This window comes from Stenotrophomonas sp. STEN038 (genome assembly GCF_056759895.1).
Genome location: NZ_JBRRDW010000049.1, coordinates 1 through 17,204 on the forward strand (window position 1 = coordinate 1; position 17,204 = coordinate 17,204).

The 17,204-nt window shown below is 65.9% G+C and carries 18 protein-coding genes; 2 read left to right on the plus strand and 16 right to left on the minus strand.

The annotated features are described in order from the left end of the window. Nucleotides 1–307: 307 nt before the first annotated feature. From ACVOLS_RS16985 to aroE, 4 genes are all read right to left on the minus strand, one after another. A complete protein-coding gene (locus tag ACVOLS_RS16985) occupies nt 308–736 on the minus strand; it encodes a hypothetical protein (protein WP_481546605.1) in 429 nt (142 codons plus the stop codon). Nucleotides 737–808: 72 nt separating this feature from the next. Then, nucleotides 809–2,908, minus strand: a complete 2,100-nt coding sequence (gene dinG, locus ACVOLS_RS16990; RefSeq protein WP_481546606.1) for an ATP-dependent DNA helicase DinG — start codon at nt 2,906–2,908, stop codon at nt 809–811. 74 nt (nt 2,909–2,982) lie between these two features. Next, nucleotides 2,983–3,339 carry a hypothetical protein gene (locus ACVOLS_RS16995; RefSeq protein WP_481546607.1) on the minus strand — a complete coding sequence of 119 codons (357 nt, stop codon included), beginning with the start codon at nt 3,337–3,339 and terminating at the stop codon, nt 2,983–2,985. A 9-nt stretch (nt 3,340–3,348) separates the two neighbouring features. After that, nucleotides 3,349–4,197, minus strand: coding sequence for a shikimate dehydrogenase (aroE, locus tag ACVOLS_RS17000; protein WP_481546608.1), 849 nt, complete (start codon nt 4,195–4,197; stop codon nt 3,349–3,351). A gap of 52 nt (nt 4,198–4,249) precedes the next feature. Between aroE and ACVOLS_RS17005 the strand changes: the two genes are divergently transcribed. Continuing rightward, entirely contained in the window at nt 4,250–5,128 is an 879-nt protein-coding gene (locus ACVOLS_RS17005) for a TolB family protein (RefSeq protein ID WP_481546609.1), read from the plus strand. Between the two features lie 189 nt (nt 5,129–5,317). On the opposite strand, the gene ACVOLS_RS17010 is transcribed toward ACVOLS_RS17005, so the two are convergent. The 4 genes from ACVOLS_RS17010 to ACVOLS_RS17025 all read right to left on the minus strand — a co-directional run bounded on the left by ACVOLS_RS17010 (nt 5,318) and on the right by ACVOLS_RS17025 (nt 7,903). Then, complete coding sequence (locus tag ACVOLS_RS17010) at nt 5,318–5,599, minus strand: SHOCT domain-containing protein (RefSeq protein ID WP_481546610.1); 282 nt, start codon at nt 5,597–5,599, stop codon at nt 5,318–5,320. A 1-nt stretch (nt 5,600) separates the two neighbouring features. Further along, on the minus strand, nt 5,601–6,590 hold the full coding sequence (gene hemB, locus ACVOLS_RS17015) for a porphobilinogen synthase (RefSeq protein ID WP_303748305.1): 990 nt from the start codon (nt 6,588–6,590) through the stop codon (nt 5,601–5,603). A 30-nt stretch (nt 6,591–6,620) separates the two neighbouring features. Then, nucleotides 6,621–7,535 carry a bestrophin family protein gene (locus tag ACVOLS_RS17020; RefSeq protein WP_481546611.1) on the minus strand — a complete coding sequence of 305 codons (915 nt, stop codon included), beginning with the start codon at nt 7,533–7,535 and terminating at the stop codon, nt 6,621–6,623. Nucleotides 7,536–7,654: 119 nt separating this feature from the next. Beyond that, a complete protein-coding gene (locus tag ACVOLS_RS17025; RefSeq protein WP_481530425.1) occupies nt 7,655–7,903 on the minus strand; it encodes a hypothetical protein in 249 nt (82 codons plus the stop codon). A 143-nt stretch (nt 7,904–8,046) separates the two neighbouring features. On the opposite strand from ACVOLS_RS17025, the gene ACVOLS_RS17030 reads away from it, so the two are divergent. Beyond that, nucleotides 8,047–8,475 (plus strand): hypothetical protein, encoded by a 429-nt coding sequence (locus ACVOLS_RS17030; protein ID WP_481546612.1) that lies wholly within the window; start codon nt 8,047–8,049, stop codon nt 8,473–8,475. A 66-nt stretch (nt 8,476–8,541) separates the two neighbouring features. Here ACVOLS_RS17030 and ACVOLS_RS17035 read toward each other — a convergent pair whose 3' ends face one another. The 8 genes from ACVOLS_RS17035 to ACVOLS_RS17070 form a co-directional block, all read right to left on the minus strand. After that, nucleotides 8,542–11,883, minus strand: coding sequence for an ankyrin repeat domain-containing protein (locus tag ACVOLS_RS17035; protein ID WP_481546613.1), 3,342 nt, complete (start codon nt 11,881–11,883; stop codon nt 8,542–8,544). Further along, on the minus strand, nt 11,876–12,151 hold the full coding sequence (locus tag ACVOLS_RS17040; RefSeq protein WP_481514940.1) for a YcgL domain-containing protein: 276 nt from the start codon (nt 12,149–12,151) through the stop codon (nt 11,876–11,878). Before ACVOLS_RS17040 ends, ACVOLS_RS17035 begins: the two co-directional genes overlap by 8 nt. 446 nt (nt 12,152–12,597) lie before the next feature. Next, entirely contained in the window at nt 12,598–13,035 is a 438-nt protein-coding gene (locus ACVOLS_RS17045; protein WP_481546614.1) for an excinuclease ATPase subunit, read from the minus strand. A 32-nt stretch (nt 13,036–13,067) separates the two neighbouring features. Next, nucleotides 13,068–14,309, minus strand: coding sequence for a beta-ketoacyl-ACP synthase (locus tag ACVOLS_RS17050; protein ID WP_481546615.1), 1,242 nt, complete (start codon nt 14,307–14,309; stop codon nt 13,068–13,070). Further along, nucleotides 14,309–15,040, minus strand: a complete 732-nt coding sequence (locus ACVOLS_RS17055; RefSeq protein ID WP_481546616.1) for a 3-ketoacyl-ACP reductase FabG2 — start codon at nt 15,038–15,040, stop codon at nt 14,309–14,311. The genes ACVOLS_RS17050 and ACVOLS_RS17055 overlap by 1 nt, the downstream gene beginning before the upstream one ends. Further along, a complete protein-coding gene (locus ACVOLS_RS17060; RefSeq protein WP_481546617.1) occupies nt 15,037–15,492 on the minus strand; it encodes a hotdog family protein in 456 nt (151 codons plus the stop codon). Before ACVOLS_RS17060 ends, ACVOLS_RS17055 begins: the two co-directional genes overlap by 4 nt. Further along, nucleotides 15,485–16,675 (minus strand): beta-ketoacyl-[acyl-carrier-protein] synthase family protein, encoded by a 1,191-nt coding sequence (locus ACVOLS_RS17065; protein ID WP_481546618.1) that lies wholly within the window; start codon nt 16,673–16,675, stop codon nt 15,485–15,487. Before ACVOLS_RS17065 ends, ACVOLS_RS17060 begins: the two co-directional genes overlap by 8 nt. Beyond that, nucleotides 16,672–17,160 carry a DUF3261 domain-containing protein gene (locus tag ACVOLS_RS17070; protein WP_481546619.1) on the minus strand — a complete coding sequence of 163 codons (489 nt, stop codon included), beginning with the start codon at nt 17,158–17,160 and terminating at the stop codon, nt 16,672–16,674. The genes ACVOLS_RS17065 and ACVOLS_RS17070 overlap by 4 nt, the downstream gene beginning before the upstream one ends. Between the last annotated feature and the right edge of the window lie 44 nt (nt 17,161–17,204).

Below are 17,204 nucleotides of genomic sequence, written 5' to 3' on the forward strand. Positions count from 1 at the left end.
ATATAACAAAAACAAACAACACCCGGCCTACGCGCCCAGGCCGCTCCGGGGGGCGGGTCCACTCCGCCAGCGGGATTTTTCGACACGACATCCCTGTCGTGGCTAAAAACGACGTGCTCCCATGCACGTCGCCCTTCGGGTTCTTCCCACTGGCTCCGTCGCTGCGGAAGGGGCCCGGTAGGTCAAAAGCCGGAGCCAAAGCAAGGGCAACTGCAACTGCAAAGGCTACCCCTCCCCAGCCCTCCCCTGCGCTTTGCGCAAGGGAGGGAGCTAAGCAACTTTACGCTGGGGTGGGAGCGAAGCAGCGTTACGCCAGGTTTGCGCGTAACCAGCGCATCACGGTTTCAACCACGCCCAACTTCTGCGGCACGTCCAAAGCCAGCGCCCGCGCAAAGCCATCAGCGTTGCGGATGAACGCCTGACGCGCGATTCGCTGCGCCTGCTGCACCGTCGACTGCTGCCGACGTAACTGCACGATCTGCACCGATGGCCGCCCCGGTGGTGCGAACTTCTGGTAGCGACGCAGCTCATCGGCAACCAGACTCACGTCGTTGTCTGCCTTGAGCTGACCCTCACCCGCCAACAACAGCTGCTCCAGCGCCGAACCTGCTGCAGTCAGCCCATCGCCTTCGACAGCGAACATCGCGTGCGTTCCCAACAGCGCCATTGCGCCTTCACGCTGCTGCAGACGCTGCAGTTGCTGTGTCCAAGGGAAGGTTGCGGGAGGAGTAGCCATGGCTGTTTCTAATGGTGGGAAGGCGGCGAACTCTACGGGTTGATCGGGGGATGTACCAGCAAAAACCGCCCCTCAACCAATAACCCGCTTGAACGGCGGCAGGGAATCAATGATGCGCTTGCCATACCTGCGCGTCAGCAGGCGCGAATCCAGGATGATCACCCGCCCGGTATCGGTCGAGGTGCGGATCAAGCGCCCGGAAAACTGGGTCAGGGTGCGCAGCGCATGCGGGATCGCAATCAAGTTGAACGAGTTCAAACCACGGCTCTCGAACCACTCGCTCAGCGTCGAAGTCTGCGGATCGGTTGGCACCGCAAACGGCACCTGGGTGATCACCACCGTGGTGCAGGCCTCGCCCGGCAGGTCCAAACCTTCACCAAACGAGTTCAAGCCGAACAGCACCGAGCCCTCACCTTCACTGGTGCGCATGATGTGCTGGTCGATCATCTTCTGCTTGGCGCCGTCGCCCTGCACCAGGATCTTCTTGCGCAGCGTCGCCGGCATCAGCTCGGCCACCTTTTCCATCTTCCAGCGCGAGGTGAACAAGACCATGCTGCCCTTGTCCCAATCCAACTCGCTGGCCAGGTACTTGGCCACTTCCTTGGGATGACGCTCGCGGTCATCCGGGGTCACCGGGAACTGCGGCACGATCAGTTCTGCCTGGTTGGGCAGGTCGAACGGCGAGGCCAACGACACCATCTCCGCTTCCTCGGGAATGCCGTTGTCGATCGCCAGCGACTGGAAATCGCCACCGCCGGTCAGTGTTGCCGAGGTCATCACCACCGAGTCGACTTCGTCCCACAGCAGCTTGCGCAGCACCATCGCGGCCGATACCGGAGAGCAGTGCAGGATGTAATCGCCATCGCGTGACATGGTCACCCAGCGCGCGATCGGCGGCTGGCCTTCCTTGTCCTCGCGGCGCCAGCCGGCCCACAGGTTGTACTGCTGCTCGACCATTTCCTGGGCCATGCCCAGGTTGCGCTGCAGGCGTTCGACCGCCGGATCGTCCTGCTTGCCCTTGGCCACCGCCGAGGCCGCCGCGGTTGCCCAGTTGAGCAGGGTGCGGGTTTCATCTGCCAGCACTTCGATCGGCTGGCGCCAGGACTCGGGCAGGCGGCCGTTGGCGGCGCGCCACATCGGCTCACGGTCATCGGGCTGCGGAATCCAGACATTGCCGATGTCATCGCGGAACGCCTTCAGCAGCTTGCTCACCCGCGATGCCACATCAATGGCCTCGTTCGGAAGCAGGTTGCCGATCTTGTCCTTGTCCACCGCGCGGTAGGCGCCGGCAATCAGGATCTGCAGGCGACCGGTGCGCTTGGCCATGTCGTCCAGCGGCAGGTTGGCTGCGCCCTGGTCGATGGCGACGTTGCCGATGTGGTGGCCTTCGTCCAGCACCAGCAGCATTTCGCCGGGCGGCGCGATCAAGGGCTGGCCGCTGTCGCTGTCGCCCAAAGACAGCGCCGACAACAGCAGCGCGTGGTTGGTGACGATGATCTGTGCATCACGCACTTCGGTGCGGGCACGCAACACCGGGCATTGCGCGGAGTACGCGCAGCGGCGCCCGGCGCAGGCCGAGGCCGGCGTGGTGATGCGCATGCGCAGCGTCGGGGTGACGTTCTCCGGCGCGTTGTCCAGGTCGCCGTTCCAGCGACCTTCGATGAAGGCCTTGGTCAGCTTTTCGGCAACGTCCATTTCAATCGGCGCCAACGGCCGGTCGTAGAGCTGCACGTCGTCGCCGAACATGCCTTCCTGCACGCCCTCGCCCTGCGCTTCGGCGGCATTGCGCGTGCACAGGTAGCGGGTGCGGCCCTTGGCCAGCGCCACGGTAGCCTGCAGGCCGGTGGACTTGAGGAAGTTGGGGATGTCGCGCTCGACCAGCTGCGACTGCAGGGCCACGGTGCCGGTACTGATCACCAGCTTCTTCTTGCTGGCCAAGGCGATCGGCACGCCGGCGGTGAGGTAGCCCAGGCTCTTGCCGACGCCGGTAGGTGCTTCCACAACGCCAACGCCGCCGGTACCCAGCGCACGCGACACCACGCCGATCATCTGGCTCTGCGAGCGGCGCGTGCTGAAGCCCGGCGTGTTTGCCTGCAGCTTGCTGTAAGCGTCACGGATGCCGGTTTTGATGTCCTCGGTCAGCGTCCGTGGTGCTTCTACTTTTTCCGTCACGCCAACCTGCCAGCAGCTCAATCAAGGCGGGTATTTTCCCATACCCGCCCGCATTCACCGAATGCGTTGCGGGCTCAGGGTTTGCCGGGGGCCTGTGGCCGCCGCAGGGCCTGCACCAGCGCCCAGGCCAGCATGATGTAACCCACTGCTTCCATCAGCGACAACGCGATATAGCCAACCATCAGCAGCGTATTCATCGAACCCGCACTGCTGTAGTTGCCAGCTGCGACGAGCAGCAAGGGCAAGGCGCTCAGCACGCCGCCAATCATGGTGACCACCAGCAGCAAGGCCAGGGCCGACAGGGCCACGCTGCGTACCTTGCCGCGCGGGGTGTCGAGCAACATCACCAGGGCAACGCCCAGGGCAATCAGGATCGGCAGGCGGTAGCCGATGGAAACCAACAAGGTGCTCAGCAATTCCATGGGTTGCATTGGCCGGCCTCAGTCCGCGGTGACCAACAGCGCGTCACCGGCACGCAGCTCGGCGTAGATCGCATCGGTCTCCGGGCGCATGCCATGCCACTGTTGGAAACTCTCTGCGGCCTGCTCGACCAGCATGCCCAGGCCATCGAAGCTGTTGCGGCAACCTGCCGCACGCGCCCAGGCCAGGAACGGAATCGAGGCCTCGCCGTAGTTCAGGTCCACCGCCGTGGTCATGCTGTTGACCAGCGACAGCGGCAGGTTGAAACCGCTGCCCTCGCCGCGTGCGGCCGAGGTGGCATTGATGATCAGCTCGAAATCGCCCTGTTCGCGCAGATCATCCCAATACGCGGAGATGGCGCGACCGGGTTCGCTCATCGCATCGACCAGTGCATCGGCGCGTTCGGGCGAGCGGTTGACCACGATCAGTTCGAGGATGCCGGCATCCAGCAGCGCAGGCGCCACGCCGCGTGCGGCACCGCCGGCACCGAGCAGCAGCACCCGGCGGCCACGCAGGTCCAGGCCGTGGCGGCCGGTGAGGTCCCGCACCAGGCCGATGCCGTCGGTGTTGTCGCCATGCCAGCGATCACCCTTGCGCAGCAGCGTATTGACCGCGCCAGCGCGGTGCGCGCGCGAGGTGGTCGTCGTGCACAGCGCGAACGCCGCTTCCTTGTGCGGCAAGGTCACGTTGGCACCTACGCCACCATCGGCGGCAAAGGCCTCCAGCGCCACCGCGAAATCTTCCGGCGAGGCCTCGATGGCGCGGTAATCCACGGCAATGCCGTGCGCCTTGCCGAACGCGGACTGGATGCGCGGCGACTGCGAATGGGCGATGGGCTGGCCGAAAACTGCGTAGCGTGGTGCGCTCATTGTGATCCTCTGCATGACCTAGACTGGACGCGACCTTGCTTGCTGGACCCGTATGCGGACCCGTCGTTTACTGCTCGCGCTGACCCTGAGTTTACCCTTTAGCCCCGTTGCCTCGGCGCTTTCCGAGTTCGGCATCGAAGGCATGGGGGTAGTTTCCACCCGCGCCGATGAAATCCGCGCAACGCTGTCGGCGGACGGGCAACGCATCATCTGGGCCAGCAATCGCGAGGGCGGTGCCGGTGGCTGGGACCTGTGGCAGGCAAGCCTGCAGGACAAGCGCTGGATGGACCCGCAGCCGCTGGCCTTGAACAGCGCCGCTGACGAGGTCGATCCCTTCCTCAGCGCGGATGGCCGCTGGCTCTACTTCGCCTCCAACCGCAAGGGCGGCCATGGCGGCTTTGATCTGTACCGGGCGGCGGTGGCTGCGGACGGCAGCCTGGGTCAGCCGCAGAACCTGGGGCCGTCGGTCAACGGCAGGCAGGACGAGCGCTCTCCTGCGCTGGCCGACGATGGTCGGCTGCTGTTTTCCAGCAATCGCAACGGCGGCAACGGCGGCTGGGATCTGTGGCGTGCACCGGCTACCGGCGATGGCTTTGCCGCGCCGGCTGCCTTGGCGGGCATCAATACTGGCGCCGACGAGCTGGATGCAAGTTGGCTGGGTGGTGGCCGTGGGGTGGTGTTTGCCCGCGCCAATGCGAATGGCGGTGCTCAGCTGTGGCTGTCGCAGTGCCGGCAGGGGCAATGGGCTGAGCCGTCGCTGCTTGGATTGTCATTCAACAGCGCTGATGGCGATACGCGTGGTGCAGTGATTGATGCCAACAAGCCTGGCGAACTGGTGGTCAGCGGCAAGGCGCGCTCACCCCGGGCCGGCGGCATGGATCTTTACCGGATGAAGGCGCCGGTGGTTGATGGGGATGATTCTTGTCGGTGAGGTTTTGGCGGTGAGGCAAGAGCAAAAGCTCACCCCTCCCCAGCCCTCCCCTTCCCCGGGGCGCCCGGGGGGGGGGGCCCCGCGCCCCCCCCCCCCGCCGCCTCCGGAAGGGGAGGGTTGGGGAGGGGTGCTTCTGCTCTAAAGCTTTTAGCTTTTAGCTTTTAGCTTTTAGCTTTTAGCTTTTAGCTTTTAGCTTTTAGCCCCAGCCAACACCGCAGCGCGCAGCGCCTCGTACTCAGCTTCACCAATCTGCCCGCCCTGCCTGCGCAGCTCCAGCGCACGCAGCCTGCCATCCACATCGCCACCCTGCGCCGCCTCACGCTGCAGCCGCTCGGCGGCAGAGTGCAGCTGTGGCGGACGCTTGCCGGCGCGTACGATGGCGGCGATGAACACACCGATCGCCACCGCGAACAGCAGCACGCCGATCAGCCACACCGCCCAGTTGTAACCTTCAAGACCGGGAACATTCATCTCAAGCCTCCTTCAGCCAGCGCGCGATCTGCGGCGCGTAATAGGTCAACACACCATCGGCACCGGCGCGCTTGAAGCCGATCATCGTCTCCATCACGCACTTGCGCTCATCCAGCCAGCCATTGGCCGCGGCTGCCTTCAACATCGCGTACTCGCCACTGACGTGGTACGCGAAGGTCGGCACGCCGAACTCGGTCTTCACCCGGCGCACGATGTCCAGGTAGGGCATGCCCGGCTTGACCATCACCATGTCGGCGCCTTCGTCCAGGTCCAACGCGATCTCGCGCATTGCCTCGTCGCTGTTGGCCGGGTCCATCTGATAAGTCTTCTTGTCGGCCTTGCCGAGGCTGGCCGAGCTGCCCACCGCGTCGCGGAACGGGCCATAGAACGCCGAGGCGTACTTGGCCGAATAGGCCATGATGCGCGCGTTGATATGACGGGCGTCATCCAGCGCAGTGCGGATGGCGCCGATGCGGCCGTCCATCATGTCCGAGGGCGAAATGATGTCCACGCCCGCTTCGGCATGCGACAGCGACTGCTTGACCAGCGCTTCGACGGTGATGTCGTTGAGCACGTAGCCGGTGTCGTCGATGATGCCGTCCTGGCCGTGCGTGGTGTACGGGTCCAGCGCCACGTCGGTCATCACGCCCAGCTCGGGGAAGCGCTGCTTCAGCGCGCGCACCGCACGCTGCGCCAAACCGTCGGGATTCCAGGCTTCGGCCGCGTCCAGCGACTTGCGCGACGGGTCGATCACCGGGAACAGGTCAATCACCGGCACGCCCAGCTCCAGCGCCTGCTCGGCCTCGCGCAGCAGCTCGTCAATGGACATGCGGTCCACGCCCGGCATCGATGCCACCGCCGCGCGGCCTTCCAGTTCATGCACGAACACCGGCCAGATCAGGTCGTTGCTGGTCAGCGTGTTTTCGCGCATCAGACGGCGCGAGAACTCATCGTGGCGCATGCGCCGCGGGCGGTACTGGGGGTGCATCATCGCGGTACTCCTTGATACTGAAAACGGGGATTACTGCAGCCGGTAACCCTGCGGCTGCAGCGGCTCGGGCAGCGGGCGTTGGCCCAAGGCGTCGAGCAGATCGATTTCGATGGTACGCACCATGGCGTCCAGCGGCAGGTCATTGGGTTCGGTGCCGAACGGGTCTTCCATTTCCTCGCCCAGCTGGTCCAGGCCGAAAAAGGCATAGGCCAGCAGCATCGACACCACCGGCGTGGCCCAGCCCAGCGCGCCGGCCAGGCCAAACGGCAGCAGCACGCAGAACAGCCATGCGCAGCGGTGCAGCAGCAAGGTGTAGGCGAACGGCAGCGGCGTGCCAGAGATGCGCTCGCAGCCGGCCTGCACGCTGGCCATGGCATGCAGGCGCGCTTCGAACTGGGCATAGAGATAGGGATGCAGACGGCCTTCGCGCAGCGGCACGACCAGTTCGCTGGCGAGCTGGTTCAGCACGCCATCGGGAACATTGCGCCGCGCCAGCACCTCGTTCTGGTCCGGCTGCAACCACGCTGCACAGGCAGCAGCCTGATCACGGCCACGCAGGCGTGCAGCCAGGGCACTGGCAAACCCTATCACCAGATGCGTGCTGCGCTCGCGCAGCTGCGGCTCGGCGGCCAGCAACGCAGCGGCCTCGCGGGCAAAGCTGCGTGATTCGATGACCAGCTGTCCCCACAGTTTGCGGCCCTCCCACCAGCGGTCGTGGCAGGCGTTGTTGCGGAAGCTCAGGAAGATCGACAGCACCAGCCCGAGCAAGGTGAACGGCACCACCGACAAGCCGCTGCCACCCAGCGGGTGCCAGCTGCGACTGAACGCCGCCACCAGCACCGCCAGCACGCCGATCGCCAGCACCTTGGGGGCGATGGCCGGCACGATGGAGCCTCGCAGGATGTACAGCAGCTGCCAGCCAGTGGGACGGGGGCGGATGATCATCGGGAAGCGGAAAACGCCTGCAACAGGCCTACAGCGCCGGAAGGCTTCCGGCCAGCCCGCTCATTTTACGCCCCCCGGCTGTACCCCGCCGACCCTATCCTCTCGCGCCCGGCTGGAACTCAGATGAAGCCGCCACCGATGCTCAGCCGTATCACCCCAACCACGATGACGATGGCATTGAGCAGCAGGCCGGTCTTGGCCCGGCCGCGCTTGCTGGCATGGGTGAACAGCAGGCCGATGGCGGCGATGATCGCACCCACGGCCGCAAACGGGATCAGGAACCAATTACCCCAGCCCAGCAGCGGAATAAACGCCAAAATCATCCATAGCAAGGCAACAATGCCCCAGATCAGGCTGATCAGCCCCATGTACTTTCCTCCATCAGGCACAGCCTGCAAGATAGCCGGGAACACATGCAGAGCAAAAGGCCCTCACCCTGGCCGGAAGTTCTCGACAGATTCAGCCGGCGCCATGGATCATCCGCAATTACCGATCACCGGGGAGTGAAACCATGAAACTTCCGCTCGCTATCGCACTTTCAGTTGGCGTTGCCTTGGCCGTAGGCGGCTGCGCCAGTACCTCCAAGGTCATGCTGGGCCAGGCCCGTGCGCCGGTGGACCCGGCCAGCGTGCAGATCTATTCCACGCCGCCGGCAGGTTCGATTGAGATCGCCCAGCTCGAATCCTCCAGCGCGGTTGGCTTCGGCACCCAGGGCCAGACCGATGCCGCCATCGCCCGACTCAAGCGCGAGGCCGCCGCACTCGGCGCCAATGGTGTGATCCTGATGGGCGTGGGCTCTGGCGGCTCGCCGGTCGGCATGTCGGTAGGCGCAGGCAGCTATGGCCGCCACACCGCTGGCGGCCTCAGCGTCGGTATTCCCACCCAGCAGAAGCGCGCCGCCGGTGTCGCAATCTGGGTACCGCCGGGCGCGGGCAGGTAAGTCTTGCAGCTGGTCTTGATGTGACAAGGGCGCCGAAGGGCGCCCTTGTCATGAGTGCTGCAGCAATCAGTTGCGATCGCGCAGGAAGCGGGCCATCGACGAGACCCCCGGCACCGCCGGCTCGAACTCGCCGGCAACGTCGATGAAGCCGCGCATGATGGCGATGTCGCGCGGGGTGCGGTTGATCGCATCACGCATCTCTGGATCGGCACCGGCACGCAGCAGGCGCTGCACCAGTTGCGGCAGGCCATGCAGCGCAGCCAGGTGCAACGGGCCGAAGCCACGCGGGTCGCGTACGTCCAGCGAAACCTCTTCGTCGAGCAGGCGATCCACTGCAGCCAGCACCACTGCCTCGTCGCAGGCGGTGCCCGGTTCGGCGCGCGCACCGAGCAGCAACAGCAGCGGTGTTACCGTGCCGGCCGATGACTGGTCCGGTTCAGCACCGGCCAGCAGCAAGGTGTCCAGCAAGGCCAGCAAGCGGGTGCGATCGCGCGAGGTGAAACCGTATAGCGCGGCGCAGTGCAAGGGCGCCAACTGCTGGTCGTCGCCGGCATGCACGTCGGCACCGGCAGTGAGCAAGCGCGCAACGATATCCGGCAAGCCCAGGGCAGCGGCCAGCATCAATACGGTGACGCCACCCGGCAGACGGTGTTCGAGTTTGGCACCGGCATTGAGCAGTGCAGCCACGATCGTGGTCTGGCGCATGCTCACCGCCGCCGACAACGGCGTGGCACCACTGGCCGCAGCGTGCTGCGGGTCGGCACTGCGCGACAGCAGCAGGTCCACCACCGCCGCATGGCCGCCGCCAGCGGCACGCAGCAGGCCGGTGCAGCCCTGCGCATCCACGGCATCGACGGCAAACCCAAGATTGAGCAGGCGACGTACCGCATCGGCATCGCCGGCCATCGCCGCCGAGGCGACGTCGGCATCACGCAGCGCGCGCAGCGGCAGCTGCCAGCCACGCCAGTCCAGCAGATCGGCCAGGTCGCGACGACCGCTGGACAGCGCAACGCCCAACGGTGTCTGCCCATCAGCGGCCCGTGCATCCGGCGATGCACCCTGCAGCACCAGCTGCTTGAGCGCGGATTCGCGTGCCAGGGCGGTAGCCAGATGCAGTGCGGTCATACCGTGGCTGTCGCGCGCCTCGCGGTCGACGCCATTGAGCAGCAGATACTGCTGCAGCTTCAGCCAGCCCAGGCGTACCGCCAGCGACAACGCTGGATCACCGGCCGGTGAAGCGGCGAACGGGTCGGCACCACGCTCCAGCAGCTCCAACGCGAATTGTTCGGTGCTGCGCGCGCCGTGGTCGTGCTGCGCGCAGGCGGCGAGGAAGCGGGTCAAGCCACCGCGGCCGGCGGGCGACACGCCACGCTGCAGCAATACCTGCAGGGTCGGGATCGCATCGACGCCACGCGACAGCAGCGCGAACATCGGTGTATCGCCGCAGGCGTCGAGCATTTCCGGCGCGGCATCGTGCGCCAGCAGCCAATCGACCACGCGCGGCTGCAAAGCCAGCTCCGGATCGTGCAGCAGGCCACCCAGTTCATCGGCCGCACACAGTTTGGCCAAAGGCGCCATGCCATCGACGTTGCCGAATACCAGCGCCTCGCGCAGCAAGGCCAGTGGCGCGCGGTCGTTGAGTACCGGCACTGCGTCGCCATCAGCGCCCTCGGCATTGCTGGCGGCTGCATCACTGACAGCGGCCGGCAGCGGATAGCTCGGGTCGAGCAACGAGACGATGCTCCAACGCCCGGCCGAGGCCGCGTGCTCGATGGCACGACGGCCATCGCTGCCGACCACATCGGCGGCAATGCCCAGGTCCAGCAGGCGGCGGATCAGCGCCGCCGATACGTGTTCGGCGCGGCTGGCCAGCAACAAGGCGTTGCTGCCTTCGCCATCGACGGCATGCACGTCAGGCTTGTGCGCCAACAGGCGCTCCAGCACTGCGGCGTTGCCCTGCGAGGCGGCGTCCAGCCACGGCGTGCGCCCGGCGGCATCACGCGGCTCCACGTTGGCACCGGCATTGAGCAGGGTTTCAACGATATCCACGTGGCCGGCCAATGCGGCTTCGTGCAGGGCGCTGCGGCGCTGACGGTCGCGCGCATCCAGCCGCGCCTTGTGCTTGAGCAGCAGCTGCACGCCGGCCGGGTCATCGTCATCGGTAGCTGCCGCCTGCACCAGCACCGGCACACCATCGGTCGGTTCGACCTTGGCGCCGCGCTCCAGCAGGAACTTGCCAAGCCGCCAGTTGCCGGCCTGGCAGGCCACCGCCAGCGGGCTGTGGCCATCATTGTTGAGGGCATCGATCTCGGCAGCGGCATCGCGCAGTAGCGCCGCGACGCCCGGATCGGAACTGCGCGCGGCATGGTGCAGCGGCGTATTGCCATCGGCATCGGGCGTACGCGGATCGGCACCGTTGGCCAGCAGGGTCATCACCGCTTCCGGGCGACCGTGCCAGCTGTCGCGGGTAGCCGCCAGCAACGGGGTCATGCCTTTGTGCGCCTGGTTGACGTCGACGCCACGGCTGATCAGCGCACGCAGCAGGCGCAGATCCGGCAGCACTGCCGCCAACACCGCCAGGCTGCGCTGGTCACGCGACCCGACCGGGGCCGGCGCATGCGGATCGGCACCGGCGTCCAACAGCTGCAGGGCGCGATCGATGCGGCCGCCGCGGGCAGCGTCATACAGCTGCGGTACCAGCTCGTGCTGGGCGATGGGCTCCAGCGGTGCCGGCTCGGCCAGCGCTTCGGCAAACGGGTCGAAGGCGGGTTGCTGTGCCTCGCCAGCCTTGCCAGCAACGGCAACCGGCGCACTGCGCATCGACTGCAGCAGGTGATGCAGCAACGGTGCGGCGACCGCGGTGGCAATGGCCAACGGCCAACGCAAGGCACCGCCAACCAGACCCGGCCAGGCCGCAGCGACGATGGCCGCGCACAACAGCAACACCACCGCTGCCGCGCCCAGACCGTGCCATGAATCAAGATTTCGCCCGCTCAGGGCCTGCCATTGCGTGCGCAGCGAGCTGTCCTCGCGCTCCATCGCCTGCCATAGCGGCCAGGTACGCCACAACGCCAACAATGCCACGCTGACCGCGATGCTCAGTGCCAACACCGCCGCCAGGCTGCCGCTGTCATGCAGCGCCGCCAACGGCCAGGACACCAATACCGCAACCACCGCCGCACCGCCGGCCCAAAGCCCCAACAGGCCTGGCAGCTCACGTTTGAGTACGGCCAGCGACGGCGTCACGCTGCGGGTACGCCGCCACCATGACACCGCCAGGGCGAAGGCGGGCTGGGCCAGCACGCCACACACAGCCGCGGCCACGCCACCGAACGCCGTGGCCAGGGTCAGCAACACCCCCAGGCCCAGCGCGGCGGCAACTACGCGGCTACGCAATGCTTCAGTCATCGCGACCGTCGATGCGGGCGATCTTCACCGGTGCCAACGGCAACGGCGGTGCCTGCAGGTGAAAACCACGCTCGGCCAGGTTGGCGCGCACCAGCGCGACGTCGGCCTGGGCCAGACGGCGTTCCGGGGTCAGCGCTACCTCCAGCACGAAGGTATAAGGGGCCAAGGTGTTGCCCAGCACGGCCGGGATCACTTCGAAATCATCACGCTTGGCGAGGTACACGTAGGTGTCCTGCTTGCGTTGGCTTTTATAGACGTAAGCTTGCATGCCAGCGGGCTTTGCCCTGCATCGGGAGTCAGAGATTGTGTCGGAAATCTGGCGCTGTTGAAAGGCGCGCAGCCAACGATCAAGGTTGTTCTCGGCCTTTTATACGTTCATCCACATCAAGATTCTGTTGAGAGCGTCCTGTATCCGCAGATCGCCGGATCCACCGGCGACAGATTGCCGGCGCCGCAGCGCCGTGCTGAATGCGCGATCGAACCGCCGGGCGCAGCCGCATCACCGGCAGAGCCCCTGGAGAACACGCGACCAGCGCGGCCCAGTCAAAGGCGATATCTGCACGGGGACAGTGGCGTGCTCCTGCAGCTGGCCGCTGCTACGGGTTTGCGCAGCTGTGATCCACAGCCTGGAAGGTTCAGGCCAACGATCAAGCTGAGGATAGGCACCCCGGCCCAGCTGGCGGCAGCGGTCGACCGCCACCGCCCTGGAAACCCTCAGGGCACCTTGGCGTAGGTGCCCTTCAATGCGACGCCCGCCAGGATGGCGCCGGCGTAGCACTCATAGTTGGTGGCGCTGCGGAACTCGTTGCTCTTGTAGAAGCTGACGATATCGACCACGGCATTGGCACCTCGCGCCTTTGCGCCATCCTGCAATGCCAGCAACGTCGACAACGCAACCCAGCGACAGGCTTTCTCATCGCTCTTGTTGGCGGCGTTGGTCTTGCGGTTGCTTACATCCTCGCCCAGGCGCTCCAGCACCGTCACCGGCTGGCCCGCCAGATAGAAGCGCACGCTGCCATCGATACCGACATCCCGTGCCTCCTGCGAGCTGAGCAGATCTGCCAGCGGCTGTTCCACGCGGGTGTCGCGTGCAAAAGCGCTGCCCGAAAAAACCAGCAACGTGGCCGTGACGATGAGGCTGAAACGACGCATATCTCTTTCCTTTGAGTGTGGTGGTAACTGGGTCAAGCCTGCCAGCGACGGAAAATCAACGATGTATTGATGCCGCCAAATGCGAAGTTGTTGCTCATTACATATTCGGTCTGCAGCAGGCGGCCTTCACCGGCGATGTAATCCAGCTCACCGCAGCGCGGGTCGATCTCGCTCAGGTTCAAGGTCGGTGCGAACCAACCTTCGCGCATCATTTCCATGGTCAACCAGGCTTCGAACGCGCCGCAGGCACCGAGCATGTGGCCGACATAGCTCTTCAGCGAGCTGATCGGCAGCGTGTTGCCGAACACCTGTGCGGTGGCCTGGGTTTCGGCGATATCACCATGGTCGGTGGCGGTGCCGTGGGCATTGACGTAGCCAATCTGCGCCGCGTCCAGGCCGGCATCCTGCAGCGCCAGGCGCATGGCCTGGGCCATGGTGCCTGCGCTGGGCTGGGTGACGTGCTGGCCATCGCTGTTGGTGCCGTAGCCCACCACCTCGGCCAGGATGTTGGCACCGCGCGCCTGTGCGTGCTCCAGTTCCTCCAGCACCAGGGTGCAGGCACCCTCGCCCAGCACCAGGCCATCGCGGTGCGCGTCGAACGGACTGGGCGTGGTCTGCGGCGCATCGTTGCGTACGCTGGTGGCAAACAAGGTATCGAACACCGCTGCCGCAGTCGCATCCAACTGCTCGGAGCCACCACCCAGCATCACCGTCTGCTTGCCCGAACGGATTGCCTCATAGGCCGAACCGACGCCCTGGCTGCCCGAGGTACAGGCGCTGGAGGTGGTGTAGACGCGGCCGCACAATCCGAAGAACACGCCGATATTGACTGGCGCGGTATGGCTCATCATCTTCAGGTAGGTCGTTGCACTGATGCCTTCGGTGGTCAGCTCATGCAGCATGCGTCCGAACTCACCGGTCGCATCGTGGCAGCCGGACGAGGAACCGTAGGCAACGCCGGCCATGCCGCTGCGCAGCACCGGGTGGCCAAGCAGGCCAGCCTGCTCCAGCGCCATTTCAGTGGCCCGCACCGCCATCACCGCCACCCGCCCCATCGAACGGGTGGTCTTGCGGTTGTAGTTGGACGGCAGCTCGAACGGCTGTGCCGGTGCAGCCAGCTTGGTGTTCAGCCCTGCATAGATATCCCACTGCGGCATCGGCTGCACCGCATTGCGGTAGGAGCCAAGATGCGCACGGATGCTGGGCCAGTCGTGGCCCAACGGACTCAGTGCGGCCGCACCGGTGACCACCACACGACGATCCTGGTACGCCATCAGACCATTCCTCCGTTGACCGAAATCACCTGCCGGGTGATGTACGCAGCCGGCTCGGACAATAGAAACGCAACCGTGGCCGCCACTTCGTCCGGCTTGCCGACGCGCCCGGCAGGAATCAACTTCAATGCATGCTCAACCACTTCTTCGTTGAGCATCTCGGTTTCGATCAGCCCAGGCGCGACACAGTTGACGGTGATGCCTCGGCTGGCCAGTTCCAGTGCCAATGCCTTGGTAGCACCGATGATGCCGGCCTTGGATGCACTGTAATTGACCTGACCGCGGTTACCGGCCACGCCCGACACCGACGACAAGGTGACGATCCGGCCCGGCTTGCGCCGCCGCACCATCGGCATGATCAGCGGATGCAGCACGTTGTAGAAGCCGTCCAGATTGGTGTGGATGACCTGGTCCCAATCATCCTCGCTCAGCGCCGGGAAGGCGCCATCGCGGGCAATGCCGGCATTGCACACCACGCCGTAATAGGCACCGTGCTGCTGCACATCGGCCTCCAATGCCGCACGCGCCGCAGCGCGGTCAGCAACATCGAACGCCAACACGCGCGCCTGTCCGCCTGCCGCCTGGATCTGCGCGACCACCGCCTGCGCCTCCTCGATACGGCTGCGGCAATGCACCACCACGGCAAAGCCATCGCGCGCGATACGCAGCGCAATCGCCCGGCCGATACCACGACTGGCCCCGGTGACCAGTACGCTCAGATTCTCTGTCATGCCTCTCCACTCTCCAGATACGCCATCGCATCGGCCGGCTCGAACACCGACACATTGGCCACGGCCCATTGTTCATCGCCTGCCTGCAAGCTGCAGGCAAACATCCCCAGCCCATTGTCCGCCAGCAGCTCGCAGCGCGCATCAATGCGCAGGCGGGTACCGCTGGGGAAGACATCGCGTGTGCTGGTGTAACGCCGGCTGCCCAGCAGGAAACCGATGTTCGGCTCGCGCCCGGCGCGGCGCGCGCGGCAGCCCGCCCAGGCCGCGATGGCCTGCGCCATGTACTCGATGCCCACCCAGGCCGGCACCCCGCCGTCTTCGACAAACAGGCCTTCGTACGGCACCACCAGCTCGGCCTGGATGGTTTCATCATCCCAGCGCAACACGCGGTCCAACAGGCACATGCCGTCGCGGTGCGGCACTACCTCCTCGATGGCGTAGCACTCAGCCATGTGCAGCTTTCTCCATGGCCAGCACGGCATTGCTGCCGCCGAACGCAAACGAGCTGCTCAGCACCCGCTGCGGCGGCGTCGCTGCGCGCATGCCTGGCACCACCAGAGCAAGCGCTGGCAGCGCGTCATCGGCTTCACCGTCCCACCAATGCGGCGGCAGCTGCTGCGCGGGATTCTCAGCCAGGGTGATCCAGCACAATGCGGCTTCAATCACCCCCGACGCACCCAGCGTATGCCCGGTGAGCGGCTTGGTGGAGCTGCATGGCACGTCCAGGCCGAAGGTATCGGCCACCGCCACGCTTTCCATCGCATCGTTGTGCTGGGTCGCGGTGCCATGCAGGTTGATGTAATCGACCGAATCCGCTTCCCAGCCGGCACGCTGCAAGGCCTGGCGCATCGCCAGGGCTGCGCCCTGCCCGCTCGGATCCGGTGCCGACATATGGTGCGCATCGGAGGTTTCCCCCCAACCCGACAGCTGCACCGGTCCCGGCTCGCGGGTCATCAGGAACACCCCCGCACCTTCGCCGATATTGATGCCGCAGCGATTGCGCGAGAACGGATTGCAACGCGGCGCCGACACCGACTCCAATGCGCTGAAACCGGCAACGGTGAAGCGACACAGCGAGTCCGCGCCGCCAGCAATCACCGCATCCACAACGCCGCTACGCAGCAACCGCGCCGCCGACATCAAGGCCTTGGCACTGGACGAGCAGGCCGTGGACAGCACCCATGCCGGGCCATCGATGCCCAGGTAGCTGCGCACGAAGCGCGCCGCCGTGCCCATCTCCTGCTGCGCGTAATCAAACTGCGGCGGCCACTCACCACTGGCGTAGTACGTAGCCAGCGCTTCTTCGGATTCACCGATGCCCGAGGTGCTGGTGCCCATCACCACCGCCACCCGCTCACTGCCGTAACGGGCAATTGCCGCGCGTGCGGCCGGCTCGATCTGCTGCAGGGCGGCCAACAACAGCGCATTGTTGCGCCCATGCAGCGCCACCGGCAGGTCCTGCAACGACGGCAGCGCTGACTGCACCGCGCCCACCACCAGCGAACGCCCGGGAACCACCGTATCGCTCAGCGTCGAGCCAGCCAGCTGCGGCTGGAACAAGGCCTGCGCGATCTGTGCCCGATCCGCGCCCAATGCGCAGATCACACCCAGCTCGTTCAAATACACCGCACTCATGGTTGCTGCACCTGCATGTCTATCGAATGGATCTGCAACGAATAGCCTTCGGCACGATTGTCCAGCAGCAGCGTGCCATCGGCACCACGCTGCAACTCCAGCCAGGTCGTGTCGCCCTGGCGCAGTTGTCGACGCACACCGTCATCCTCCACCGACCAGCCACTGGGCAATGCCGCGGCAATCGCCGCGGTCGGCCATAGCGCGAACTGCAGGTCATCCAGCACGCGCTCGGCACGTACCTGCGGCGGAAGCCATGGCGCGCGCTCCTGCTGCAGGTGTTCGCCGTCCCAGCGCAGCCGCACGCCGGTGCGGCCCATCGCCTGCACGGCAAGCTGCAGCTGCTGGGCGTCGGCCTCCAACAGCGCATCGAGCTCGCGCTCGTGGCTGCCAAAGCGGAACTGCAGCTGCTGCTGCAGCGCCAACGGCGCCGGCAGACTGGCTGGCGACAAGCGCAGCGTCGGCAGCTCAACCAGGGGCTTGGGCATGCGGCCCGCGCACGCGACCAGCAACAGGCAAGCGACGAGACTGG